This window comes from Nostoc sp. (assembly GCF_036917615.1).
Taxonomy (GTDB): Bacteria; Cyanobacteriota; Cyanobacteriia; order Cyanobacteriales; family Nostocaceae; genus Nostoc.
On record NZ_JBALCZ010000072.1, the window covers coordinates 1 to 26491 of the forward strand.

General features: G+C 45.1%; 16 protein-coding genes and 5 pseudogenes. 7 read left to right on the forward strand and 14 right to left on the reverse strand.

Annotation, left to right across the window (positions count from 1 at the left end):
- Positions 1-26: 26 nt before the first annotated feature.
- A pseudogene (locus V7K85_RS26475) lies at positions 27-2132 on the forward strand (beta strand repeat-containing protein); the annotation flags it as partial.
- A gap of 210 nt (positions 2133-2342) precedes the next feature.
- Here V7K85_RS26475 and ftsH4 read toward each other — a convergent pair.
- Together ftsH4 and V7K85_RS26485 are read right to left on the reverse strand one after the other, a co-directional pair.
- Positions 2343-4211 carry an ATP-dependent zinc metalloprotease FtsH4 gene (gene ftsH4 / locus V7K85_RS26480; RefSeq protein WP_334818121.1) on the reverse strand — a complete coding sequence of 623 codons (1869 nt, stop codon included), beginning with the start codon at positions 4209-4211 and terminating at the stop codon, positions 2343-2345.
- Positions 4212-4305: 94 nt separating this feature from the next.
- Entirely contained in the window at positions 4306-4491 is a 186-nt protein-coding gene (locus V7K85_RS26485; RefSeq protein ID WP_334818123.1) for a DUF2949 domain-containing protein, read from the reverse strand.
- A gap of 931 nt (positions 4492-5422) precedes the next feature.
- Between V7K85_RS26485 and V7K85_RS26490 the strand changes: the two genes are divergently transcribed.
- Together V7K85_RS26490 and V7K85_RS26495 are read left to right on the forward strand one after the other, a co-directional pair.
- Positions 5423-7993, forward strand: a complete 2571-nt coding sequence (locus tag V7K85_RS26490; RefSeq protein ID WP_334818125.1) for a hypothetical protein — start codon at positions 5423-5425, stop codon at positions 7991-7993.
- Positions 7994-8149, forward strand: coding sequence for a hypothetical protein (locus V7K85_RS26495; protein WP_334818127.1), 156 nt, complete (start codon positions 7994-7996; stop codon positions 8147-8149).
- 617 nt (positions 8150-8766) lie between these two features.
- On the opposite strand, the gene V7K85_RS26500 is transcribed toward V7K85_RS26495, so the two are convergent.
- A complete protein-coding gene (locus V7K85_RS26500) occupies positions 8767-9198 on the reverse strand; it encodes a TOBE domain-containing protein (protein ID WP_334818129.1) in 432 nt (143 codons plus the stop codon).
- A 292-nt stretch (positions 9199-9490) separates the two neighbouring features.
- On the opposite strand from V7K85_RS26500, the gene V7K85_RS26505 reads away from it, so the two are divergent.
- On the forward strand, positions 9491-10288 hold the full coding sequence (locus tag V7K85_RS26505; protein WP_334818131.1) for a hypothetical protein: 798 nt from the start codon (positions 9491-9493) through the stop codon (positions 10286-10288).
- A 5-nt stretch (positions 10289-10293) separates the two neighbouring features.
- Here the strand turns inward: V7K85_RS26505 and V7K85_RS26510 are convergent, their stop codons facing one another.
- Genes V7K85_RS26510 through V7K85_RS26535 form a run of 6 tightly spaced genes read right to left on the reverse strand, consistent with a single transcriptional unit; the run spans position 10294 to position 15836 of the window.
- Positions 10294-10401 (reverse strand): DUF4351 domain-containing protein, encoded by a 108-nt coding sequence (locus V7K85_RS26510; protein WP_334818166.1) that lies wholly within the window; start codon positions 10399-10401, stop codon positions 10294-10296.
- Positions 10402-10410: 9 nt separating this feature from the next.
- Positions 10411-10731 carry a DUF4351 domain-containing protein gene (locus V7K85_RS26515; protein ID WP_334818133.1) on the reverse strand — a complete coding sequence of 107 codons (321 nt, stop codon included), beginning with the start codon at positions 10729-10731 and terminating at the stop codon, positions 10411-10413.
- A gap of 34 nt (positions 10732-10765) precedes the next feature.
- A complete protein-coding gene (locus V7K85_RS26520; RefSeq protein WP_334818135.1) occupies positions 10766-13102 on the reverse strand; it encodes a S8 family peptidase in 2337 nt (778 codons plus the stop codon).
- Positions 13103-13154: 52 nt separating this feature from the next.
- Complete coding sequence (locus tag V7K85_RS26525) at positions 13155-14546, reverse strand: SagB family peptide dehydrogenase (protein ID WP_334818137.1); 1392 nt, start codon at positions 14544-14546, stop codon at positions 13155-13157.
- Positions 14547-14550: 4 nt separating this feature from the next.
- Positions 14551-15513, reverse strand: a complete 963-nt coding sequence (locus tag V7K85_RS26530; protein WP_334818139.1) for a YcaO-like family protein — start codon at positions 15511-15513, stop codon at positions 14551-14553.
- Positions 15471-15836: a S8 family serine peptidase gene (locus V7K85_RS26535; RefSeq protein ID WP_334818142.1), complete on the reverse strand. Its 366-nt coding sequence runs from the start codon at positions 15834-15836 to the stop codon at positions 15471-15473. The genes V7K85_RS26530 and V7K85_RS26535 overlap by 43 nt, the downstream gene beginning before the upstream one ends.
- 968 nt (positions 15837-16804) lie before the next feature.
- Between V7K85_RS26535 and V7K85_RS26540 the strand changes: the two genes are divergently transcribed.
- Complete coding sequence (locus V7K85_RS26540) at positions 16805-18250, forward strand: FAD-binding domain-containing protein (RefSeq protein ID WP_334818144.1); 1446 nt, start codon at positions 16805-16807, stop codon at positions 18248-18250.
- Positions 18251-18336: 86 nt separating this feature from the next.
- On the opposite strand, the pseudogene V7K85_RS26545 reads toward V7K85_RS26540, so the two are convergent.
- From V7K85_RS26545 to V7K85_RS26560, 4 pseudogenes are all read right to left on the reverse strand, one after another.
- Positions 18337-19208, reverse strand: a pseudogene (locus V7K85_RS26545) (ABC transporter permease).
- A pseudogene (locus tag V7K85_RS26550) lies at positions 19188-20231 on the reverse strand (ABC transporter permease); the annotation flags it as partial. The pseudogenes V7K85_RS26545 and V7K85_RS26550, both read right to left, overlap by 21 nt.
- Positions 20231-21694: pseudogene (locus V7K85_RS26555) on the reverse strand (ABC transporter ATP-binding protein). The pseudogenes V7K85_RS26550 and V7K85_RS26555, both read right to left, overlap by 1 nt.
- Positions 21695-21892: 198 nt before the next feature.
- Positions 21893-22948: pseudogene (locus tag V7K85_RS26560) on the reverse strand (BMP family protein).
- A gap of 276 nt (positions 22949-23224) precedes the next feature.
- On the opposite strand from V7K85_RS26560, the gene V7K85_RS26565 reads away from it, so the two are divergent.
- Positions 23225-25084: an FAD-dependent monooxygenase gene (locus V7K85_RS26565; protein WP_334818146.1), complete on the forward strand. Its 1860-nt coding sequence runs from the start codon at positions 23225-23227 to the stop codon at positions 25082-25084.
- 118 nt (positions 25085-25202) lie between these two features.
- Positions 25203-25502 carry a hypothetical protein gene (locus tag V7K85_RS26570; RefSeq protein ID WP_334818148.1) on the forward strand — a complete coding sequence of 100 codons (300 nt, stop codon included), beginning with the start codon at positions 25203-25205 and terminating at the stop codon, positions 25500-25502.
- Here V7K85_RS26570 and V7K85_RS26575 read toward each other — a convergent pair.
- Positions 25485-26462: a hypothetical protein gene (locus V7K85_RS26575; RefSeq protein WP_334818150.1), complete on the reverse strand. Its 978-nt coding sequence runs from the start codon at positions 26460-26462 to the stop codon at positions 25485-25487. The genes V7K85_RS26570 and V7K85_RS26575 overlap by 18 nt on opposite strands.
- Between the last annotated feature and the right edge of the window lie 29 nt (positions 26463-26491).

Below are 26491 nucleotides of genomic sequence, written 5' to 3' on the forward strand. Positions count from 1 at the left end.
GTCGGGTTAGCTACAAGAATATCGAACAATTCAATATCTCAGGTACATTCTACAACGACAATATCGTAGGGAACAATGGCAACGATACCCTCTCCGGGGGCAGTGGTAATGACACCCTAACTGGTGGCGGCGGCAACGATATTTTCGTCGTAAACTCCAATACTGATACCATCACCGATTTCAGTGGTGTGGGTAAAGGCTCAAATCCATCAACGGCAGTCATTGCCTCTGCTGACACTTTGCAACTTACAGATTATGGATTCACTGCTCAAAATCTACTATTAACTCAAAATGGTAACAATTTAGAAATCACTTTTGAAGATGATTCCCAACAATCCAAAATCATTCTGCAAGACTTCAAATTAGAAAATTTGGATAATCTGCCAGTAAATTCTTCACGATCTGCTATTGGCAATATCCTCTTTTATGGACAAACCAGCATTACAGACAGTTTTGATGTGTTTGATGCTAATTCTACTCAAACTACCCTGTTCAATAAGAACACTGTTACCTTCCTCAATGACCTCGATAACAATATTACAGGTTTTGACAACTCCAACGATGTCATCAATGGTCAAGGAGGCGACGACATCATCAACGGTTTGAGTGGTAATGACCTTTTGAGAGGTGGTGTGGGAAATGATACTCTCATTGGCGGTGGGGGAAATGATACTCTCGAAAGTGGTGAAGGTAATAATACCCTTGACGGAGGTACAGGTGACGATACATTGAATGCTAGCGGTTCAACAGGTGATAACACCCTCAACGGAGGTACAGGTGACGATACATTGAATGCTAGCGGTTCAACAGGTAATAACACCCTCGACGGAGGTACAGGTGACGATACATTGAATGCTAGCGGTTCAACAGGTAATAACACCCTCGACGGAGGCGATGGCAATGATTATCTTAACTTTTCTGGCACTTACTCCACATCCGGCTCCCTCTCTTTAGACACTCGCTCCTTAGGTAATAACACTCTTTATGGAGGTGCCGGTGACGATACATTAAGTGCTAGCGGTTCAAAAGGTGATAACCTGCTCTCTGGGGGCGATGGCGATGATTCTCTTGACCTTTCTGGCATCTACTACTACACCGAGACCAACTACTCATCGGACTCTCGCTCCTTAAGTAATAACACCCTTAATGGAGGTGTCGGTGACGATACATTGAATGCTAGCGGTTCAAAAGGTGACAACCTGCTCTATGGCGGCGATAGCAATGATTTTATTGACCTTTCTGGCACTTACTACACTGACAGTTCCCGCTACTTCTTCTCCTCGGACTCTCGTTCTTTAGGTAATAACACCCTTGACGGAGGTGCTGGTGACGATACCTTGAGTGCTAGCGGTTCAACAGGTAATAACCTGCTCTCTGGGGGCGATGGGAATGATTTTATTGACCTTTCTGGCGGCTACTCCAGATCCAGCTACTCCTCCTTCGACTCTCGCTCTTTAGGTAATAATACCATTAATGGAGGTGCCGGTGATGATACATTGAGTGCTAGCGGTTCAACAGGCAATAACCTGCTCTCTGGTGGCGATGGGAATGATTTTATTAACCTTTCTGGCACTTACTACTACTCCGACCCCAATAACTACCATGACTACCGCTCAACAGGCAATAACACCCTCAATGGTGGCGCTGGTAACGATCGCTTGAGTGCTGGGAGTTCAACAGGTGATAACCTCCTCTCTGGGGGTGATGGCAATGATTATATCTCCGCTTCTGGCGCTTCCGGTAAGAACATCCTCCAAGGTGGTAGTGGCAATGATATCCTCACAGGTGGCAACGGGAATGATACCCTCTATGGAGGGGATGGGACTGATACCTTTGCTTTCAATAGTTATAGTCAAGGCATTGATACTATTTATGACTTCAACGCCACTAATGAACTGATTCAGGTATCGGCCGCTGGTTTTGGTGGCGGGTTATCAATCGGTTCACTTCAGACAAGCCAATTTACCCTTGGAACATCTGCAACGACAAGCAGTCAACGATTCATCTATGATAATTCTACAGGTGGACTGTACTTTGACCAAGATGGCAGTGCGGCTGGGTTTACTCAGGTAAAATTTGCACAACTTTTAGGCGGTGTGACACTAACGGAAAACAATTTTGTGGTTGTTTAATTGTGATTAGCGCTCTGCTATCATTCTAAATACGGCTTGCGAGGTACTAAAAGTAGCATCTTGGATTTGATTGATCAATGCAATTAGTATATGTTGTGTTGGCGTTGCTGATTGCGGTATGAAAATGAGTGGCTTTTCTCAAACGCAAAGGAACGCAGAGTTATTCTCTGCGTCCTTCTGCGGATAAAATCTGACTTTCTTAATTAGGAATTACGGATTAGCTACAGGTTTAACCTGACTAAGCAGACTGTGCAGTTTTTCCCCTTCAATGACTTCTGTTTCTAAGAGTTGAGTAGCGATCGCTTCTAGCAAGTCTCGATTCTCTCTGAGAATATTTAGGGCTTGTTCGTGGGCTGTTTCCACGATTTCCTTGACTTCACTATCAATGGCTTTGGATGTGTCTTCACTCACCGCCCGCCGGGGATTAGCCGCACCATTACCCAGGAACATCGCTTGTTGTCCTTGTTGGTAAGCCAGTGGCCCTAAGACTTTGCTCATACCATAGGCTGTTACCATCCGTTCTGCCAAGTCAGTTGCTCGTTGCAAATCGTTGGAAGCACCTGTTGTAATGCTGTTAAACACAATCTCTTCGGCGGAACGTCCACCTAACAGAGTCGCAATCTGACCGCGCAATTCTTCTTCATTCATCAAAAAGCGGTCTTCAGTTGGTAATTGCAGAGTGTAGCCCAAAGCTGCCATCCCACGGGGAATAATCGAAATCTTTTCTACACGTCCGTTTCCTGTGGTTAGCGCCCCTACCATTGCGTGACCGACTTCATGGTATGCAACAATCTTTTTCTCAGTCTCATTCATCACCCGACTCTTCTTCTCTAAACCGGCAACTACCCGCTCAATTGCTTCGGCAAAGTCTTCTTGAGCAACACTTTGACGGAGATTGCGAGCTGCTAATAATGCAGCTTCATTCACCAAGTTTGCCAAATCTGCGCCAGCAAAACCAGGGGTACGAGTAGCGATCGCTTTTAGATTCACATCATCTCCTAATTTCACCTTTTGAGCGTGAATCTTGAGAATTGCTTCACGATCAGATAAATCGGGACGGTCTACCAACACTTGGCGGTCAAAGCGGCCTGGACGCAGCAATGCCGGGTCTAGTATTTCCGGGCGGTTGGTAGCTGCTAGTACAATGACTGTTGCATCCCCAACTGCAAACCCGTCCATCTCTGTTAGTAACTGGTTGAGGGTTTGTTCTCGCTCATCGTTACCACCGTAGAAGCCGTTACTGCTACGAGACTTACCGATCGCATCCAATTCATCAATGAATACAATACAGGGAGCCTGTTTTTTAGCCTGCTCAAATAAATCCCGCACTCTAGAAGAACCCACACCGACAAACAGTTCCACAAACTCCGAACCAGAGATGCTGAAGAATGGAACTCCTGCTTCCCCTGCTACGGCTTTCGCTAAAAGTGTCTTACCAGTACCTGGAGGACCAACTAACAGCACACCTTTAGGAATCCTAGCGCCAATTTGCGTAAAGCGTCCTGGAGTCTTGAGGAAATCCACGATTTCTACTAACTCAGTTTTCGCTTCTTCTACCCCAGCCACATCTGCAAAGGTAATTTTAGCTGACTCGCCTTCAACGTAAACCTTAGCTTTGCTCTTACCAATGGAAAGAACACCTTGAGGACCACCGCCACCAGCACCACGGGCGAGAAAGAACTGCCAAATGCCAATAAAAATCAGCGGTGGAATCACCCAACTCAAGAGGGTTGTAATCCAAGTATTCTTGGGTGGAGGTGTAGCAGCGAACTCAATTCCTTTTTGTTCTAGCAGTTTGGGTAACTCTAAATCAAAGATTGGTGTAGTTGCAAACACCTGGCCCGGCTCGGCATTTTCTGTTTTTAGTTGGTAAAGGATCTGGTTTTGACCAACGGAAACGCGGCTGACTTCCCCTTCTTGTACTTGATGAATAAATAGGCTATAGGGAACACCAGCAGGGCCAGAAGCAAATAAACCAGGCAAAAATAAATTTAAGAGCAGGAATAGCCCTGATACTGCCAGCAATATATTAGCAATGATCCGAAACCGAGGTGACTTAGGCTGTTCTTTAATTGCCATAGATGTTGTTACCAATCCTTAGAATGAAAACTGTTGAGAATGTGACTTTCTGGGAAAGTCGGCTATTTACGATCCGAATAGTTGAAGCAGGAGCTTATACTGTTTCCAACCAATCAAAAATTTGGGCTAACTGATCCAGTGTTACCAGCCCATACTGCCAGAGAGTCATGGCTAGAAAGTTGGGGGTCTGCTCACAATGTCGCAAGGCAAGGGAAATTGCTCCACCAGAAATACCCAACTCCTCCTCTAAAAAATGCACTAATTGATCTGTCGCTTGCATAGTAATGTTAAACAATGTTAAATCAGTCTTATTTCTGAGAGAGCTTGACTTGTGTGATCTAATGTCCAGGCTGCATCTCAAAGTTGTTCAGTTTGTCTTCAGTGTCAAGGATACTACCACTTATCATAAATTCTCCTGTCTAGCAATGGGTGTAGTTTTTTTTTATTTATGTAACTAAACTTAACAATTAAATTAATCTTTGGGAACTAATGAGCAAATACGGTTTACCGTACTCAAAAAATTAACACTATTGGAAATAAGAGAACTTTAGTCAAGGAATGCTGTCAAAGAAGACGCAGAGATTGGGAAACCCAAAGAGAAATCTCCGTGTTCTCTTGCATATCTCCGTGTGATGTTCATTTTTCACCAATGATTTACATCTTTAGATAGATACATAGACGATCTAAAGAGAGCAATGTTTACAACGGGCTACGCCTACACAAAAACTTTACTTGGCAAGTCATAAAGTTAACTCTAACTTTACCAGAATTACACTTAGCCTATTGACACTGCTTAGATATTTATCAGAATATCTAAGTGTTTTAAAAAATATCAAAACAACTTAAAAATTTCAAAGTCAAATCCTTTGAGGAAATCATACCCAAAGAGCGCTATCAATATAATTCGTAATTGAATTTCCTAATTACGAATTATGATGTGCAGTTCAATTTTTGAGGGTAGCAATAGCGATCGCATTTTCTAGGACACTCTAAATCAGCGGTTATTCTACAAGCCCAAAGCCTACCTGGTTGCGGAAGTAGCGGTGAATTGGCAGTTCTTAGATAGTACGTCAACTCTCAGTGCATCAGATTTTGTCGTACAAGCATAGGGGCACGCACAGATGTGCAACCCGACTTGGAACACAGAACTTCAAGCTTAGAACCTTAAGTCCGACTCTCTGACTAACAATAAATAAACAATTGAGAAAATCATGGCTAATTCATCATTCAATCTCCTTAACCTCTCTTCTTTGAATGGCACTAATGGCTTTTTGATTAACGGCATTGCTAAAGGTGACTTATCAGGCTACTCAGTCAGCAGTGCGGGGGACATCAACAACGATGGCATTGACGACTTGATTATTGGGGCACCATATGCCTCCCCCAACGGCATCCTTGAAGCTGGGCAAAGCTATCTAGTGTTTGGGGGGAGGAATTTGGGCAGTGGTGGCACCCTCAACCTCTCTTCTTTGAATGGCACTAATGGCTTTTTGATTAACGGCATTGAAAAATTTTACAACTCAGGCTACTCAGTCAGCAATGCGGGGGACATCAACAACGATGGCGTTGACGACCTGATTATTGGGGCACCATATGCCTCCCCCAACGGCATCGATGTTGCAGGGCAAAGCTATGTAGTGTTTGGGGGGAGGAATCTGGGCAGTGGTGGCATCCTCAACCTCTCTTCTTTGAATGGTACTAATGGCTTTTCGATTAACGGCATTGCAGCAATTGACAACTCAGGCTACTCAGTCAGCAATGCGGGGGACATCAACAACGATGGCGTTGACGACCTGATTATTGGGGCACCATATGCCGACCCCAACGGCATCGATGGTGCAGGGCAAAGCTATGTAGTGTTTGGGGGGAGGAATCTGGGCAGTGGTGGCACCCTCAACCTCTCTTCTTTGAATGGCACTAATGGCTTTTTGATTAACGGCATTGCAGCAGAGGACGAATCAGGCTACTCAGTCAGCAATGCGGGGGACATCAACAACGATGGCATTGACGACCTGATTATTGGGGCATATGATGCCTCCCCCAACGGCATCTACATTGCTGGGCAAAGCTATATAGTATTTGGGGGGAAGAATCTGGGCAGTGGCGGCACCCTCAACCTCTCTTCTTTGAATGGCACTAATGGCTTTTTGATTAACGGCATTGCAAAACTTGACTACTCAGGCATCTCAGTCAGCAATGCGGGGGACATCAACAACGATGGCGTTGACGACCTGATTATTGGGGCACGATCTGCCTCCCCCAACGGCATCGATGGTGCAGGGCAAAGCTATGTAGTGTTTGGGGGGAAGAATCTGGGCAGTGGTGGCACCCTCAATCTCTCTTCTTTGAATGGCACTAATGGCTTTTTGATTAACGGCATTGCAGCATATGACTACTCAGGCACCTCAGTCAGCAATGCGGGGGACATTAATAATGATGGCATTGACGACCTGATTATTGGAGCACCATATGCCTCCCCCAACGGCATCGACACTGCTGGGCAAAGCTATGTAGTGTTTGGAGGGAAGAATCTGGGCAGTGGTGGCACCCTCAACCTCTCTTCTTTGAATGGCACTAATGGCTTTTTGATTAACGGCATTGCTAAAGGTGACTTATCAGGCTACTCAGTCAGCAATGCGGGGGACATCAACAATGATGGCATTGACGATGTGATTATTGGGGCACCATATGCCGACCCCAACGGCATCGACACTGCTGGGCAAAGCTATGTGGTGTTTGGGGGGACGAATTTGGGCAGTGGCAACACCCCTGGTAACCTGGCTGGAACTCCCGATGCAGATAAGCTAATCGGCACATCTAGCAACAACATCATCGATGGCTTAACTGGTGACGATACCCTAACAGGCAACGGCGGTGAAGATAAATTTATTATTCGCCCTGGCGATGGCAATGACACCATCACCGATTTTAGTGGCGTTGGCAAAGGCTCAAACCCAACGGCAGCGGTAATTGCCTCTTTGGACACCTTGCAATTTACAGGTAGTGGTTTGACTGCTCAAAATCTGCAATTAACTCCTCAGGGTAACAACTTAGAAGTTACCTTTGAAAATGTGGCTAATACTAAAGTCCAATTGCAAAACTTCAAATTAGAAAACCTCGATAACCTGCCAGCTTCTGGAGCTAGACCTGCGATTGGTAATATAGAGTTTGATGGGCAAACCAACATCGCTGACAGCTTTGATGTCTTCAATGCCAATTCCACTCAAACTAGCCTGTTCAACAAGAACACGGTGACTTTCCTCAATGACCTGAATAATAGCATCACAGGTTTTGAAAACTCCAACGATGTGATTAATGCTCAAGGAGGTAACGACTTTATTGACGGCAACAGTGGCAATGACCTGCTGCGGGGGGGTTGTGGCAATGATATTCTGATCGGCGGTTCTGGCAATGATACCCTTGTCGGTGGTGCAGGTGCCGACTCTTTCTTTTACAACACTGATGCAGCCTTTGCCCTGACTGCTGTTGGTGTAGATGCGATCGCTGATTTCAACCGCTCCCAAGGCGATAAGATTATCTTAGATAAAACTACCTTTAATGCGATTACTTCTGCTCCCGGAACAGGTTTTAGTAAAAAGAGTGATTTTCAAATTACTTCTTCCGGGGCGGCTAGCACGGCGAAAATTATCTACGACGCTTTTAGTGGGCAGTTGTTCTACAACCAAAATGGCAGTGCGGCTGGTTTTGGTAGCGGTGGTCTATTTGCAACTCTAACTGGTGCGCCGATTCTCAGTGCATCAGATTTTGTGGTGCAAGGGTAGATGCACCACAAAATCGTCGCCCTCTTCGACTTCCCGCCGCACTGGGCCATGGAGGCCGGCATGGTCCTCCCGCCCACCGAGAAGGAGGCCGAGGCCGCGTGGGACGCTGAGTTCTACGCCCGCTACCCCACGGACGAGCAGACGTCCGACGGGTGACTTGCAACACCGCCACGGCGTGCCGCGGTGACTACGTCTCAGCTTCGCGTCGGTCTGTCCTGTCCGCTCCCCACTCTCTAGGTGTAGCGAACTGCAAACGTCGGGAGATAAAACTGCAAACAAGGCGATTTTGAAACCACATTCTCTGCAAATAAAAGGGGTCTCAAAACCACATTAGGTGCAAATGAAACCACAATCGCTGCAAACAAACTGCAAATATAGTGCGCGAAACCACATTCTCTGGTCTATTCATCTGAAAACCGCTGTAAACGGCTGCCCATATCTTTGTTGCCGTGCTAAATACATCATACGTATTTACTTATCTTCACATAGTTTGGTTTTTTTAAGTCGTTCTACTTAGATCCCTGACAACTTTTACGAAGTCGGGAATCTGGAGACTGCGAATTTTCACAAATCAGATAGGATTGCTATAGTAGAGGCGCACAGATGTACGCGTGTACAACCGATTTATTGTTTGTCAATATTTTTTAAAATAGTATTACATAAGCGATCGCAGCAACTATATATACTCAATTTATCTTGCAGTTCTCCAAAATCAAAAATGTTAGTGCTGATAATTCATCCTCTTAATATCCAACGCCCAAAATTAACTATTTCTATTCTCTAGCAATGACAATATCGTTGGACTTAATGACTGCATAAGCTTCTTTTCCCTCAGATAGTTCCAACTCTTCTGCGGAAGTTCTGGTGATAATTGAAGTTAACTCGACTTTGTGAATAATCTCTAGAGTCACCTCACTATTAACAGCTCCATAAACAACTCGTTTAACAACACCTTTAAGAATATTGCGAGAGCTAACTTTTAATGATTTTTTTTGAATACTACTTTCTATATCAGGCTTTTGAATGTAGACATCTTCCTGTTTTTCTTGCTGAGTTGGTGGTAAGGAGTGCTGATTGAGACTACGCACGAGTTCCCGCAAAATCTCAGTCTTGGTCCGTTGAGACTGTTCGCAGAACTCCTCTAGAATCTTCCGCTCTTCCTCTGAAGTTTGAAATGTGACCCATCCTTGTTCTTTCCTTGGCATAATAATATTATCAATTTTGGTTATCTTGGTAAGATTCTACCAAGTATCAATTCGATGTGTCGTTTTAGTAATAACATTTTTTTTGTAGGTGCAAAATATTTTGTTACTTGAGAATGTCTAATCTTCACTACATTTAATACCAACTATGATGGTATTACATTGGATTATGGTATTTGTTGAGATAGCGATGTCTAGGTTGGGCGTAGCTGCGGCAGGGTTAATCTGGCAGAAAATTCCGTTGGCGATCGCATCAGTGCCGTAGGATTATTTAACGTGAGTTGACAGCAGGGGGATGAAACACCTAAAATCGCGTTCTCAAGACCTGCGAAGTTTATTTGAGAACAATATCACCATTGAATACGTGGCAGAACCCCTCAAAGCTATGCCGGCTGATGCAGAGGTGAAAGAAGTGCTGCATTGGATGCAAGCACAAAATTTTGATGTTATCGGCGTTGAGACGGGAGATATTATTAGCGGTTATGTAGAACGCTCTAGTTTGATTCAAGGCAAAGAAGGCAAGTGTAGCGACTATCAACGAGTGTTTCATCCAAAAGAACTAATAGCCATTTCCACCCCACTGATGAAGTTGCTACCTATTTTGCAACAAACTCCGCGATTGTTTGTCTTGGATTGCAATCAGGTAAGTGGTATTGTTACCTGTGGCGACTTGCAGAAAGCACCCGCGCGAATGCTATTGTTTGGCTTGGTAACGCTGCTAGAAATGAATTTGCTACGGCTGGTGCGGATTTACTATCCCCAAGATTCTTGGCAAAAAATCCTCAAACCTGAACGCTTAGAAGTTGCTCAACGGCTATGGCGAGAGAGCCAGGAAAGAAACGAAGCTACCGATTTGTTAGATTATTTGCAATTTTGTGATAAGCGAGAGTTGATTTTAAATCAACCAGAACTTCTCCAGCAACTGGGACTAAAGTCCAAGCGGTTTGGCGAACGCTTCCTCAAGTCTGCCGAACAGTTGCGAAACCGATTAGCTCACGCCCAAAATTTAGTTAGTGGCTCCTCTTGGACAGAGTTGATTTCTCTAGCAGAGGCGATGGAAACGCTATTAATTCGCTGTGAAGAAGTTGAGTGAAGTGGTCAGTTTTCTTTAACAGTATTAAACCAGCTTGTTAAATCCGCTGCTGTCGAGAAATCTAATAGCGCCTCGCTTAAATCCTCTAATTGAGTAAGAGACAATCCTTCAATCTGCGATGTCTACGACGGGCTACGCCTACGCAATTCTGGAGCAACTATACCAATTCGCCGAGGAAGTAAGCGCATGACCACTGACAACGCCTCTTCTCGTCTCCCCTGCTCAATTCCTTGTCTAATAATTCTTTGATAGACTACAGATTCCTGCATAAGCTCCTCTCGCAATAAGCTGCTGATTAGATTGTTGTTATATTTTAACCCTGCAAGCAACTGAGTACAGGCTGAGATATTTCGCTGCTGGCTGGGTTCTTCAATCATATCTACCTGAGCAGCAACTTGAGAGAGCAAGGATTCAGGGGAATCTGTTCGCGCCAGAACCGCCAAGGGTAGAAGACATTATGGGGAGAATGTCAACAAGCTAACGTGGCACTGACCACGATCGCACTTGACCCAGAGTAACTGGCATAATATTGGCAACGTCGATGGTGAATCGATATACTTTCTTGGCGCGACTGCCATTCTCGGAGTCGAAAAACTTCAGCTTCACATCCCAGCAATTGCTGTTAAGGCGACAGAAGGGGCTTTTTTCAACTTCGATGCTTTCTAATCCCATGCCACTAACAATCGCTGACTCAAAGGTGGAGGCGGCTTGAAAGGCGTTGGTGGCGGCGAAATTAAGAGCGCGATCGCGATCAAGCTGCCCTAAATTGCGGAGATCGTAGTAGATGCGATGCAGGAAACTCTTGAGAGAACGCTGCATACTGGCGTTATCGGGAACGCTTGTTTCAGTGCTGACGGTGGCAACGGCTGCCTCCACAAGGGCGTTGATTTGCCAACCGTACATGCCTCTAATATTTGGCAGGGCGACAACAGGAACAACCTGCCCGGAAAAGAGTTCGACTGTGCGATCAGTAAGATTGCCAGGAATGCTGACTCGCTCGATATAATTATCGCTGGATTGGGGCTGAATTTGTCCAGCCAGCATCATCGCAAAGACGGCGTAGATTTCACTGCCAAAAGCCTTTTGAGGTTCTAGCGCGTAAATGGGGGTGAGTTCCTGGTTCAGCGTCCAAATGAGAGATTTACCTTCAGTGGGGCTTAATTCCAGGTAATTAACCATCTGGCGGGCATCATAGGGATTAGAAGGAACTAATACCCCATCCATACTAACCGCAGGCATCCGTTGTTTGAAGGTGTCGCGGCGGGCTTCGGTGCCGAAATCGTAGCCAAGGGTGCCGAGGGCGTAGACTTTTTTGGAGACGGCGCTGGGAGTGATGGTGGAAGGGGAGAGGGGGAGAGTGGGAGAGGGGGGAATGTCTGCAAGTGTGGCTGAGGCGGTAATCAGTTGAGTGGGTGCAGGAGTGTGAATCTCACTTTTGGGTTGAGAAAAGTCTGTTACTACAGATTCGTAACTATCTGGCAAAGAGTTGCTGGTAGCTGGCAGAACGATTTGTGGACGGACAGTATGAGTAGGTTTAATGCTAGACAAGGGTTGCCCCGTCAGTAATTGATAGGCTCCAGAAATATTTAATTTACCGGCTAAACAGCGTTCTGGTTCTTCCACTTCTTTAGGATCGCAGGGAATGGCGCTGTTGAGAAAAGCCATCCGCACTGCTTCGGCGTTGGGTTGTTCGCCACGTTGCAATTGCAGACTCATCAGCAACGCAGAAATACCTGTGATTAGGGGAGCCGCTAAACTGGTGCCTTCTTGCCGCACAGGTTCATCGGTACCTGGTTCTGCCGCCAGAATGTTCTCTCCGGGTGCTAGAATGCCCTGTTCCTGAAACTGTCCGCCCCAGTTACTGTAGTTTGCGGGTTGCCCATTGTCCTTCATCATGCCCACTGCTAAAACATTGGGTAAAATCGCCGGAGCACAAAAGCATTCGCCTTTGTTATTGCCACTGGGAGCCACAATCAGAATGTTGTTGTCCTGACATTGTTTTACTGCTTTCTGAATCATCTCGTGGGCAAACCCGGTTTGGGTGGGGTGGCAGGCGGCACAATGAATGATATTCACTCCCAGTTCTAATGCTAGGTTAAAGGCATGGGCAATGTTTAGTGGTGACAGTGATTCATCGGTAGTTGCGGTTTCAAACAGGGGAATGTTAATGGCGGTGCAGTAGGGAGCCACTCCTTCAATGGGGGAACCGGGTTGCCCAAACATCATGGAAAAAATGCCAGTTGCATGAAAGATACCCCCTAGACGTTCTTTCACTGGTTTGGGAATTTTGTCTTCTAAGGCTTTGATCTCTGCCTCTAATGCTGCAATTGCGGCGGCATAGTTGATATTTGAAGATATTTCTGGTTGCAGTGGTTTTTGCTGTTTGGAGGTGCTTAAGTGGCGATATTGCGACCTTATTGGAGCATCTGTGTTTTCTAGTAAAGCATTGAAGATGCTGGTGATGGAACCATGCGATCGCACTATATTCGACGGTGTAACTTGACCGATGGATGGCGAAATCTGATTCTTATTGCTATCCCGTGCATTCTCCTTTTCGAGCTGCTTTAATGCCTTTTTTAAAGCCTTTTTCTTGTTCGTCAACGCCCGAATTTGACGTTCCTGTTGGATATGGATCGGATCAATAGGCTCTAGTGTCTGTTGCCAAAACGCATTGGCTCTACTCAAGTTTGCACCGCGAAAGCAAGCGCGATCAAGGTCGGCTGGGCCATCAAGCACAGCAATTTTGATGCGGGAATCGCCGCGTGTGAGGGCTTGGAGTTCGGCAAAACCAGAAATCGTAATTAAGTCAGGCATAGGAATTTAGAGGTTTAATAAATTATTAATGAAGTATCATCAGCAAGACTTTTTATTTTTTCAGCGAACCTAGCATAAATTCTCCAACTGACGACTCAACATGAGCGTTGAGTTGGGCGATTTTGCCAAACTGTTCGGAGTTACCGCCACCGATCGCAGTGGGAGCTAATTTCATGGCAGTGGCAACGAGATAAAATGTTTGATCCAAAACACCAATATGTTTCAAAATCAAACCATAACCGATGCCATGATATTTCCAAAATAGCCGCCCAAATCTAGCAGTCACAATTAAAAGAACTTGCGGAATATCCTGTTGTCCGGTTGCTTTCCAGGCATCGAAAATTAAAGCTTCAACCTCTGGATGCCAATCGGCGATCGCGTGCAGAGTGTGAGACAGGGGTTGATAGTGGTATAATCCTGCATCTAATCCCTGACATCGATTAATTACTGGATAAATCTCTAATTCGTATAATCCACCACCGGAGGGATAGGGACGTTTTGTCCATTCTCCGACGTTCATAGGATCATCTTCAAGGGTGTAAACCTCTTTGACTCTGGCACAGCGATATAAAAACTCTCCTAACTGCTGTAGAGTAATGGGCTGATCGTCGTAGTCCCGAATCGATTGTCTGGATTCGATCGCCTGCGTCAGTGAAATATCGGTTTTGGCTAAGGCTTCTAGGTTAGGTTTCTCTAAGGAAATTACTTGTTCGCTCATGGGCGATTTCACAATGGGAAATTGCTGATGATCGTCGAATTGAGGAATTTCCGATTTTTGCGGCTCGTCTAATCGCTGTAAACGAGTTTGGCGATGAAACAGCAGGTTATGAAATTTCCATTGGGATAAGGCTTTACTTTCGGGTTCTAACGCAATCATCCCAGTTGCCATGAGCAATTGCATGAACGATCGCACTATCTCTGCATCAATCAGCGCATCTGCTAAAGTTAAGAGGGTGTTTGACGCATCAACTTCAGCCAGTTTCCCAATTAAGGCTGTTGCCCGCCAATCTAGCAGAATAATTTTGGCTTTGGAAAGGGGAGATTCTAAAACAAACTGTTGGTTTTCTTGACGCAGAAAGGCAAAACGAGACAGCATCAAAGGCTGTTGCCAATCAAAAACAGGTGCAACAAATTGATAATTTTCGGCGATTGCAATGGTAGTTGCCAACGGTAAAACGGAATGACTTATCCAGCCGAGGCTAATTAGCTTTTGCAACTCAGACTCAAAATTTAAACTGGCTTCGACTCCATCCAATTCAGCAATCACAGCTTGGAGTTGTGAAACAGTTTGGGTGGAATACTTGAGGTGTTCTAAGGCGGTTCTCAATCCTGGCTGAGGATGTGATAACGTCAGGCAGTGTTGAGCCGATTGCAGAGTGAGTTGATCGCCTTCAGTAGTGAGGCAGATGTCAGGGCGGAAAGAAACGGTGAAGAAATCGGACATCTTATTAAAATACCATTGGCATTGGGTTCATTTGGTCTTCGGTCAAGGGGGTAGGAAGCCATCCTAGTTTCACAGGCATATCATACAGCCGTCCAGCCCCAAATCTTGACCAGAAATGGCGTAAACCAGGAGCGATCGCTTTGACAACAGGTAAGCCAATATCGGGGCGGGTTTGGTTCAGCACCAGCATTTCTAGCCCCACTTGTCTGGCTGTTTCCACGCAGGTCAAAACGTCTTGATGAATATCATCACTCCATTGCTGCGGGTAATCTGTGTATAGTTTCGTACTTTGCTGACTGCAAGGTGCGAGATAAGGCTGATTAGCTAAGGTTGCCTGGGTAAACCAATGATACAAGGCGGAGTCTGAAGCAGTTGAATAGTCTTGTTGGTCTACAGCAAATCCAATTTGATTGACTTCGGTGACGGCTCGTAAAATGGCAATTTTCGGGTCGAAATGCGCTCCGTATCCGGCAATAATGCGTTCGTCACCGCCACCAATATAGCGAGATACGGCGGCAAAGGCGGGAATTTTCATGTCTGTGGTTAAATCAAGCACCCATAGTTCGCGTTGCTGGCTCCGATACCAACTCTGCAAATCTAATAAGTAAGGTTCGTTGAAACTGGCGAAGTCCACACTGGGACGAGACAAGCGATTATACCACCAAATCGCTACACTATCTCGCTCTACCAGTTCCAAAAATCCCTGTAAAATCGCATCTTCTAGGGTTCCTCCGGCAGCGTTACCGTTGGAGTCGGCAGAACAAAAGCGATGCTCTTTGGGAAGTTTGTAATTGTAGTAACAAAAGGCGGTGGGCAGATATTTGTGCCGTTGCTCGGTTAATGACCATACGGGAGTCCAATCGATCGCTTGCTGTTCGTCAAAGGGTTTGGGAATCCAGTCGTGATCGACGATCGCTTTCTGATTCAACTCTTCCCGGTTTTGATATTGAGTATCACTAAACAGCAAACATTGAGCCGGATGAATAGCGCGATCGCCCGAGCCAAATCGAGTTGAGACAGGTTCAGGCGATCGTCGTGAAACACTGGCACAATCAACCCTTTGCAAGCAGGGGCGATTCCGATTACAGGGCTACTTGGCTGCCCAAAGATCACACTAGCAACATGAGTCCCGTGAAGAGACATCTGGCCATCAGATTTAGCCTGTCCAGTCACCAAAGTCGGTAGCACACTCAAGTCTGCGCCTTGGAAACAGGGATGTTTTAAATCAACTAGTCCATCAAGTACAGCTATGCAAACTTGTGGATGACCTGACGTTTCAGATCCAAGCAAGGAAATTCTTGAAGTTTCCAAGGAAACCACTGCCTTTTATTCAAATTTCTGCCAAGCCATATTTAGTTAAACATTAAATAATATAAAGTCTGCTTTATTACACAAAACTTAGTCAAAAAAGCAGGAAAGCCTTATTCTAAGGAAATATACGTAAGTATATACAAATTATATGAGCCCAGTATTTAATCTCCAATCCTAAAGGCATGAGATGCCAAATTGCCAAAACTTTTCAGAGGGTTATCTTTCCCCATACTCCGACTCCAAAACATTCAACAATTTCTCTTCCACAGGGTTAGGTAAGGACGATTAAGCTTTTCCAACGACTCCAAAAACTTCTGCACTGAGACCTCCAACGCGCCCGAATACACTCGACTGATGCGTAGGCGTAGCCCGCCGCAGACATCGCTCCTAGAGAAATGCCAGCTATCTACATCTTTCAACTTCTGAGGTTCTCAGGACTTACGCAAAATCATGAAAAAACGAACCGCATTCGCGCAGCGTCTCGTAGAGAAGGACGCAAAGGAATAAGGTTTCAGAGAGTTATTGCATAAGTCCTAGTTCTATTTGCTTTTGTTCATTTTTAGCCAGTCGGAGAGCGGAAACTGAACTGGGTTGAATGCTGGATCAATCATCTAGAGCGGTTCTACAGCACTCAATTAACAACTGGCATAGCTTCGCAGACTTGCTTTGCGTGGCGCTATCGGCTTTAGCCGTGGGAGGATGTCAGCCCCAACTCTTGGAGACGCTATGCGTAGCTCGCTTCTCCGTAGGAGTACGGGGAAGTCAAAAGTCAAAAGTCAAAATTAAGATTAAGAACCACCAAAATAAATTTAGGCGATGCACTGAGCGTAGCCGAAGTGGGCTTGTACCTTTTTCTTTCTGATCAAAGAAGAAATTTATCGCCAGAATGATGCCCATTGGTACCACTAGCATCTAAGCTAGTACGGGTGAACTATATCCAGCATGGAATGTCTGACTTAATTCTCTTTTGGCATCGGCGCGATTTACGCATTTCTGACAATACGGGACTGGCTACGGCAAAACGGCAGAGTCCGAAAGTGGTGGGGGTGTTTTGCCTTGATCCGAATATTCTGGAACGGGATGATGTCGCTCCTGTAAAAATAACTTATATGATTGGCTCTTTAGAGAAACTCCAAGAGCGATATGCCCAAGTTGGCAGCCAGTTATTGATACTCCACGCCAATCCTGTACAAGCGATACCAGCTTTAGCAGAGGCAATAAATGCCAAAGCTGTTTTTTGGAATTGGGATGTAGAACCTTATTCACAAGAACGCGATCGCACCGTTATAAATGCCCTCAAAGAAAAAGGTATTGAGTTTCTTAACCAAAACTGGGATCAAATCCTCAACTCCCCAGATGAGTTACGCACGGGTGGTAACAGTCCTTACACAGTTTACACCCCCTTCTGGAAAAATTGGATTAGCAAACCGAAGGCTCAACCAGTAGAAACACTCCAAAATGTTCAGGGCTTAACGGCAGCTGAACAGGAAATTGCCAAACTTGCAGGAGCGATCGCATTACCTTCAGCGAAAGATTTAGGATTTATCTGGGATGGAGAATTGATTATTTCACCCGGAGAGGCTGCGGCACAAGAACGGCTAGAGGAATTTACTGCTAAAGCTATTACTGAATACCAAGAACAGCGAAATTTCCCCGCAGTTGATGGAACATCGCAACTGAGTGCAGCTTTGAAATTTGGCGTAATTGGCATTCGCACCGTTTGGCAAGCCACGATAGAAGCACAAGAAAACAGCCGTAGTGAGGAAACAGCAGTTAATATTCGCACATGGCAGCAGGAATTAGCTTGGCGGGAGTTTTATCAACATGCAATGTATAACTTTCCCGAATTAGCTAATGGTGCTTTCCGCGATACCTTCAAAAACTTTCCTTGGGAAACTAACGAAGAATATTTTCAAGCCTGGTGTGAGGGGAGAACTGGCTACCCGATTGTAGATGCAGCAATGCGCCAGTTAAACGAAAGTGGCTGGATGCACAACCGTTGTCGGATGATTGTTGCCAGTTTCCTCACTAAAGACTTGCTAATTAATCCCCAATTGGGAGAAAAATACTTTATGCAAAAGCTGATTGACGGGGATTTATCTGCCAATAATGGCGGTTGGCAATGGAGTGCTTCTAGCGGCATGGACCCCAAACCTGTGCGGATTTTCAACCCAGCCAGTCAAACACAAAAATTTGATCCAGAGGGGGAATATATTCGGCAATGGGTATCAGAATTGCGGTCTGTAGATCCAGAATATTTAGTTACTGGTAAAATTCCATCTTTAGAACGTCATGCTGTTGGCTATCCTGAACCAATTGTGGATCATAAAATACAGCAACACCAGTTTAAACTGCGTTATCAACAGCAAAAAACCGTTAGTAGAGGTGATTGAAATAACTTTTGACAGATGCTTGAAAAGTGATGTTACTTTCTTGCCGTTAGATCAGGGATCAAAAATATTCGTCGAAGGAACGTTTTTTAGTCTGAGTGGCGATTTCCTCCAAAGTAGGGAGTACCTAAAGCTTTAGGGGGTGTAGATTTTCCCAACTTACCCACTAATGCCAATAAGGCGATCGCATAAGGTAGCATTACTAAAAATTGGTAAGGTATATTTGCCCCTAATGCCTGAATTCGCAGTTGTAAAGCTTCTGTAGCCCCAAACAGCAAACAAGCCAAAGCATATCAAAAGGATGCCATCTGCCAAAAATTAATGCTGCGAGCGCAATAAATCCCTTACCAGCACTCATCCCCTCGGCAAAAAATCTTACCTGTACTAGAGTTAAATAAGCACCTCCTAAACTTGCAAAAGTGCCACTAATCACCACAGCGATATAACGGACAGTTTGTACCGAAATTCCAGCCGTGTCAGCAGCTTGAGGAGATTCTCCCACTGCTCGCAATGTCAGTCCAAAGCTAGTTTTAAATAAAATGTATCTAGTGAAAATAACTAATATAAATAATAAATATACTAAAAAATCTGACTGAAATAGTAGCGGCCCAATCAGGGGAATATTGGCTAAACCAGGAATAATAATTGCCCCGATTCCAGGTAACTGCTGTGTAATACTGCCACTAAAGACTAAACGGGCCAAAAACGATGTTAACCCAGATGCGACAAGATTAATTGCTAGCCCAGACACCAATTGGTCAACACGCAAAGTCACACATAAAACAGCATGGAGTAGTCCGACTAATCCCCCAGCAATTAAGGAAGCGAGGATACCAAGCCAGGGATTACCAGTGGAGAAAGTCGCAGCAGCACTAGTAAAAGCACCAGTAAGCAACATCCCTTCCAAGGCGATATTTAACACCCCCGACCGTTCCGCGCCTCTCTGGGTTTTTCCTCTGATCTCTCTTTCCACGGCGAAACTGATAGCAATAAACAACACCATAAAACCCTGAATCGCATAAACCACAGTTACCGGCACACCTGCACTACGCTGCATCACATTCGCACCACTGCGAAGCGCTGCAAAAAACAAAGAAGTCAATACTACACCGACAACACTACCACGACTTAAAAAAGCGATCGCAATGGCATCAAATCTATAACCTGGTGAAACTGGTTCAAATAGTCGATATTTCAACCCCATCACCTCACAACTCCCAGCCAACCCAGCTAAACCACCCGCAGTAGCCATCACCAGCATAATGGTACGTTCAACAGATATGTGGGCATAACGGGCGGCAATCGGGTTAAATCCCACTGCCGTAATTTGATAACCTAGAGGCGATCGCACTAACAATACCCATAAAATACCTGCGGCAATTAAAGCTAATAAAATCCCAGCATGGGCGAGGCTTTGTGGTAATATAATCGCCAAGCGCGATGTTTTAGCAATTAATGGCGAATAAAAACTAGGCGCACCTGTTGCCATTAATGGATTTTGTACGAGGTAGCTAACTAAATTCACTGCGATATAGTTGAGCAACAACGTAGTAATTACCTCATTCACTCCGCGTATTGCTTTGAGATAACCAGGAATCCAACCCCAAACTGCACCAAAGAAAAATCCTGCCAAAAGTGCTAATGGGATATGAATCACCGCAGGTAATCCTTGCACATATAACCCAATTAAAGTACTTTCCAACGCACCCAGATAAATTTGTCCTTCCCCACCAATATTAAATTGCCCAGCCCGCAACGCCACTAACACGCCTAAACTGGTGAACAATAGCGGTGTCATTTTGGTGAGGGTGTTACCAAATCCAAAGTAGGTAGAGAGAGATTCCAGAAATAGGATGCTGTATGCAATGATGGGATTTGCCCCAGCAATTAGCATCAGGATAGCACCGACGATCAGGGTACAGGCGATCGCAATTAGCGGTGATAGGATTGGTAACAGGAATTTAGTGCGATTAGTTGCGATCATTATCTCCCCCCACCCATCAGCAAACCAATTTCTTCCACTTTCGCCGTCTGTGCATCCAAAATAGCGACAAACTCACCTCTGTAGATTACGGCAATGCGATCGCTCATTGTCATCACTTCTTCTAAGTCGGTAGAAATATACAAAATTGCGGCACCGCAATCGCGTTCTGTTAATATTCGAGAATGGACGGCTGCTGTCGCCCCTACATCTAACCCCCTTGTGGGTTGCATGGCGATAATTAAAGCTGGTATCCCCGCCAGTTCTCGCGCTAACACTACTTTTTGTTGATTTCCTCCCGAAAGCTGATTTACCTTGATATCAATCCCATTCGCCCGAATGTCAAACTCTTGCATTGCAGCTTGGGCATGATCAGCGATCGCTTCTTGTTGTAACAAAAAACGGCGACAAAATGGCAGATATTTAAAAGCTTTTAAAATCAAGTTTTAGGCGATGCTAAATTGTAACACTAATCCCATTGTCTGCCTATCTTCTGGGATGTAACCCACTAAGGAATGCTTATGCGTAAACTCAATTTTACCCTGCTTAATAGTCTGCAAAAAAGCGAGGGCATCAGCTAATTCTCGCTGTCCATTCCCATCGACACCAGCAATTCCTAAAATTTCTCCCGCCCGCAGTTCAAAAAATACATTATTTACAGCAAGAATATTTCTTTGATCAGCAACTTGTAGATTTTGCACCGACAAGATGATTTCCCCTGGTAATGTAGGACTTTTATTTAACTGGAAAGCTACTTCCCGTCCTACCATCAATGTTGCTAACTGCTGAGGTGTCGCCGCTGAAGTTGATGTTGTTACTACTACCTTTCCCTGGCGTAAAACTGTTACTGAATCACAGACATTCATTACCTCTTCTAATTTATGACTAATAAAAATAATTGTGTTGCCTGCGGCTGCTAATTGGTGCAAGATAGCAATTAATGATTCTACTTCTGGCGGTGTCAAAACTGCTGTAGGTTCATCAAGAATCAACAATTTTGCTCGACGGTAGAGAACTTTGAGAATTTCTACCCGTTGTTGTGCCCCAATAGATAAATTTTCCACTTTGGCAGTGGGGTCAATTTCTAATCCATAAGCTTGAGATAATGCGGCGATTTCTTGCTGTTTATATTGTAGATTCAGCCGCCAATTTTTATGGGTTACTAAGATAATATTTTCTATGACAGTCAATTGGGGTACAAGCATGAAGTGTTGGTGAATCATACCAATACCTAGTTTAATTGCCTCATTTGGTGAAGGAATTTTTATTGGTTGTTCTTGAAGGTAAATCTGATTAGCATCAGGTTGATAGAGTCCACTAATAATATTCATTAAAGTACTCTTGCCTGCACCATTTTCGCCTAGTATTGCATGAATGGTTCCAGATGCGACAGAGAGATTAATATTGTCGTTAGCGATAAAAGAACCAAAGTGTTTGGTAATATTTTTTAAGCGTAAATAGTTCATGTTCACAAAACTGATAGCTCGGAGTCAGGACTTCAGCCCAGATTTGAGGAATATAGTCCTGATTACGAAAATTTTTTAAGATATTTATATAGCAGTCCTAAATCATTTGTAAAAATAAATTAACCGCAGAGGCGCAGAAAGCGCAGAGAGAGGAATCGGAGATTTTCACGACTCATTTAGGATTGCTATATGCTAAACCTATGTTGTTTTCTTCACGTAGCGTGTATCTTTACCAGTCTCTTTGCAGTCTTCAAAAACGATTTTTTTATTAACAATCTCTTGTTTTGCATTCAATACCTTTTGCTTAACTGCCTCCGGTATGATTGCCCCGAATTTTCCTAAAAATAATATATCTGGTCTTTCTAGTCCAATTGTATATATTTGTCCTTTGATTTATTTTTGTTTAGCTAATTATGCTATATATGCTATGGCTAAATCTAAGCGTTTGACAGCACTGGTTAAGACAGCTTTTGGTGCAACGTCTAATTGGTCATTTGTGTTACCAAAAGCATATACCCCTTTTTCATCTGCTGTTTGTAAGACTGCTGCTGAGGCATTATCTAACCATTGATAGATGACATCAGCACCGGAATAAATTAATACGAGAGTCGCTTCCTTGGCTTTGGCAACATCATTCCAATCACCCGTAAAAGTAGAAACAATTTGAATATTTGGTTTAACAGATTTTGCCCCTAATTCAAATCCCCGCAGTTCTCCCTCCGTAGCGGGAAACTTCTCTCCAGCAATATAAGCTAATTTATTAGATTTAGTGACAGAAGCACCAATAATGCCACACAAATAACTAGCTTGTATGTGATATATTCGTAAAGAAGCAATATTCTCACCCTTGAGATTACCATTTACTCCAACAAAAAATGTGTTGGGGAACTGTGAGGCGACTTGTTCAATTGCGGCATCAAATTGTCCGCCATGCGCGAAGATGAGATTGTAATCTTTACGAGCAAAATCTGTTAATACTTCTGTTTGATCTGCTTGTGCTACTTTTTCTACATAGGCGGTTTGGGCACCTAGCTTTTGTTTTGCTAGATTAATACCTTCATAACCAGATTGATTCCAGGCTTTGTCAGTAATCATTCCAGGGAGAGCGATCGCTATTTTAAACCCTTCAGCACCACCCGTTGTTGTCGCTGTTGGTGTCGTCGGCTAACTACTGCAAGCTTGCACCAGTAAGCTTGTACCAAACGCCGCTGAACCAAACAAGATAAATTGATGCCGACTAAAGTTTGTTGTCATACCTCGCCTTCAGATAAATAGCTATTTGAGTTATTTCAACACTCTAAAGTCGTAGGTAGTATTTTGGAAACAATTTTTCCCGGATTTCACAATCATGGCGACGCCTTATTTTTACATGCCGCAGTGACTCTCACGCAGAGATTCTCAAAAACGGTCGTTTGTGAGAAACGAAAGTGTACTCAATCCTGCATCAGCATTTGCAATTGCCTATTCACGCACAGTCGGTTACTACAGTTAATGTAAAATACAGTAACGGCGCGATACGTTCTTCTACTAGTGACCGATTCCCTTTTTCCCGAACTGAGCAACTATGACGCTCTTCTAAACATGCTGAAACAGCGCATTCGCACAGCACAGGTGCGGGGGCGGCATAACTGCGTTTTGCTGGATCGCGTAAAAGTCACCGAGCAGCGGGTTTGGTATATCCAGCAGACCACTCAAAACGGCTGGAGCCGCGCCATCCTGGAGATGCAAATTGAGAGCCGTCTTTATGAACGCCAGGGGAGTGCAGTCATCAATTTCAGCCAGACCTTGCCTAAACCCCAATCCGATTTGGCGAAACTAAAAAGGCATCACATGACAACGGTGATACAAATTGAAACACTCATGAGTAACGATCAAAATCAATCGGTTTACGATGTAATCATTTCCGGGGCTGGCCCAGTAGGACTTTTCCTCGCCTGTGAACTGGTCTTGGCCAAATGTTCCGTCCTGATATTGGAAAAGGCGGAGAATCCCCACTCGCCATTGAAGCAACTTCCTTTCGGGATACGGGGACTCTCGGCGCCTACTATTGAAGCGCTTTACCGCCGTGGGTTGCTAAAAGAACTTGAGGTGCACAAGCGCCTTAAAAACCCCCACAAAACCTCAACTCCAGTACAAGGGCCAAATCGTCAGGGAGGGCACTTCGCCGGCATTCCATTTCATGACGGCAATATCGACACCTCACAGTGGAGGTATCGCCTGCCAAGCTCGACCGACACCAATTTGATATCTGAAATGGCGGAGCTTGAATCTGTGCTGGCTCGCCGCGCAGAAGCCTTGGGTGTCGAGATTAAGCGCGGGCTTGCCTTGACTTCCTTTCAGCAAACCGAGGACGGGGTGACTGTTCATTCAGGTGAGCAATCTTTCCAAGGCAAATGGCTTGTGGGTTGCGATGGAAGCCGTAGTGTGGTTCGCAAGGCGGGCGGTTTTGAATTCGCCGGTACGGAGCCAGAATTCACCGGCTACACGACTCAGGTTGATATTGCCGATCCGGAGAAGCTCAGTCCGGGTCGAAACGTGACACCAAGAGGCATGTACCTCCAATCCCAGCCAGGTTACGTAGTCATCCAGGATTTTGATGGCGGAGCATTTCATAATTCAGGAAAGCCAATCACGCTTGAACACGTGCAGGAAGTTCTACGCCGCATCTCGAACACCGACGTGACGATCAATGCTCTGCATATTGCGACCACGTGGACTGACCGAGCACGGCAGGCCACAACCTACCGCAACGGAAGGGTCTTTTTAGCCGGCGATGCCGCGCACATTCATTCGCCGCTCGGAGGCCAGGGGCTGAACCTTGGGCTGGGCGATGCCATGAACCTGGGATGGAAGCTCGCAGCAACTATCCAGAAGAAAGCGCCGTCAGGCCTGTTAGACAGTTATCAAATGGAACGACACCCAATTGGTGCACAGGTTCTGGATTGGTCACGCGCCCAAGTTGCCATCATGAAACCAAGCCTACAGTCCCGCGCGCTGAATGCAATCTTCCGCGACCTGATGAACACGCGCGATGGTGCCACCTACATTGCGGGAAGGGTGTGGGGAGTTTTCACGCATTACAATCTCGGTGGCGACCACCCTTTAGCAGGCCACAGCGTTCCCAACTTTGAGTTGGAAGATGGCGCGAGGATTGGCGAGCTAATGCACGATGGTCAAGGAATGCTGCTTGACTTCGATATGAATGCTTCACTAAAAACTTTGGCGAGTGAATACAGCGACCGAATGAAGTATGTTTCGGGCCGGGCAAAGGAACAATTAGGCTTGAGCGCTGTACTGATACGCCCTGATGGGATTATCGCCTGGGCTTCTGATAGCGAACCTAATGAGCAATCAATCAGACAAGCGGTTGCTCTTTGGTTTGCTCGATAGCCTCGGCGAACGCGCGAGCGCAGGGGGGGCATGCTCACGCCAGTCATGGGTAAAAAGTTAGGAAAGGGTGTTTGGAATCTGCCTGTATGCCGGAGCCAGGATAAACGAAGCGTGTACTATGCTCAAAGGGGATGTTATCAGCCCTAGAGGGGTTCGTCCTAAACTCATCATCCGCAGTTATAACACTAGGGGCGGACGAGACACGCGGGAAATCCAGATTCACCCGATTCTGAAAGCATATCTTGAAGCCTACACGCCGACTATCAACGCCAGGGGCAAGAATCTGTATTTGTTCCCTGGCAGACATGGACTGAATCACATTCACGCATCGAGCACCGACCGGATTTTACGGGAAGCGTTGCAACGAGTAGGGCTAGACGAGGGGGGATTAATTGAGAAGTTACGTCTTCACAGGTAAACGAGAAATTGTCCATAAGATGAGCAGGAAGATTAAGTAAATTGCGCCAACCAGACCAAACTCAATCAGAGGAATATAGGTTACTTCGTAAATTCTACTCAAGCCGCGTTCAGTCAGTCCATAAACGGCCAGTACACTCACTAAAAAGGCTCCGTAGATAGTACGTTTAGTCAAGATACTAACAGGTAGACCGTGGAGTTGGGTAAGCACTAAAATGCCAAGAAAACCAAAAAGAAATGTTGGCCACTTGCTTTGTCCTAGCATCAACGATATAACTACACTATGTAAAACGACCGTAATTTCCAATGTGAATGTCCACCAACGGTTTACATGGGTGCGGTTAAAGATCAACGACGATTGGAGCAGAAGCAAGAACATATAGAGAAAACCAATTAAGTGCCCCGCAGTCGCTTCCATTGGATGATACCAGAAGGTGTAGATAGCGGCGAAGGAAAAAAAGTAGCCGTGGTACAGCTTGATAATTTGTAAAAACTGTTGATGGAATGGAACAGAATTGCCAAAAAATAAACCGCGTCGAGGCGTTTCTAAAATCAATACGAACACCAGTAGGAGTACAACCGCACCTTGGGAAGCCCAAATTGAAGTATCTTGAGCTAAAGCATCGTACCAAATATAGGTCTGGAGAAAGTGTAAAGCGATGAATGCACCATTAATTGCAAGCATAAAGTAATTAATCGGGTGCAACGCTGATTTGTATTTCAACTGCGATCGCTGCGCCCACAAGATACACGCCCAGATGCTAAACTGATGCCCAAGGTACATGCCCCAAGACGTCGCTCGACTCCAAAAGGTCGGGTTGGGAAGCTTCCAGTAGTACCAGTTTAATCCTTGATCAGGAAGTTTCATGATGCTTGCGGGAATGCTGCCACCGATCCAAATTGCGTAGGTGAGAAGGATGCTTACAAATATGCCTAAAAACAATACTCGGCGACCTGTCATACTAATTTTAGATTTTAGATTTTAGATTT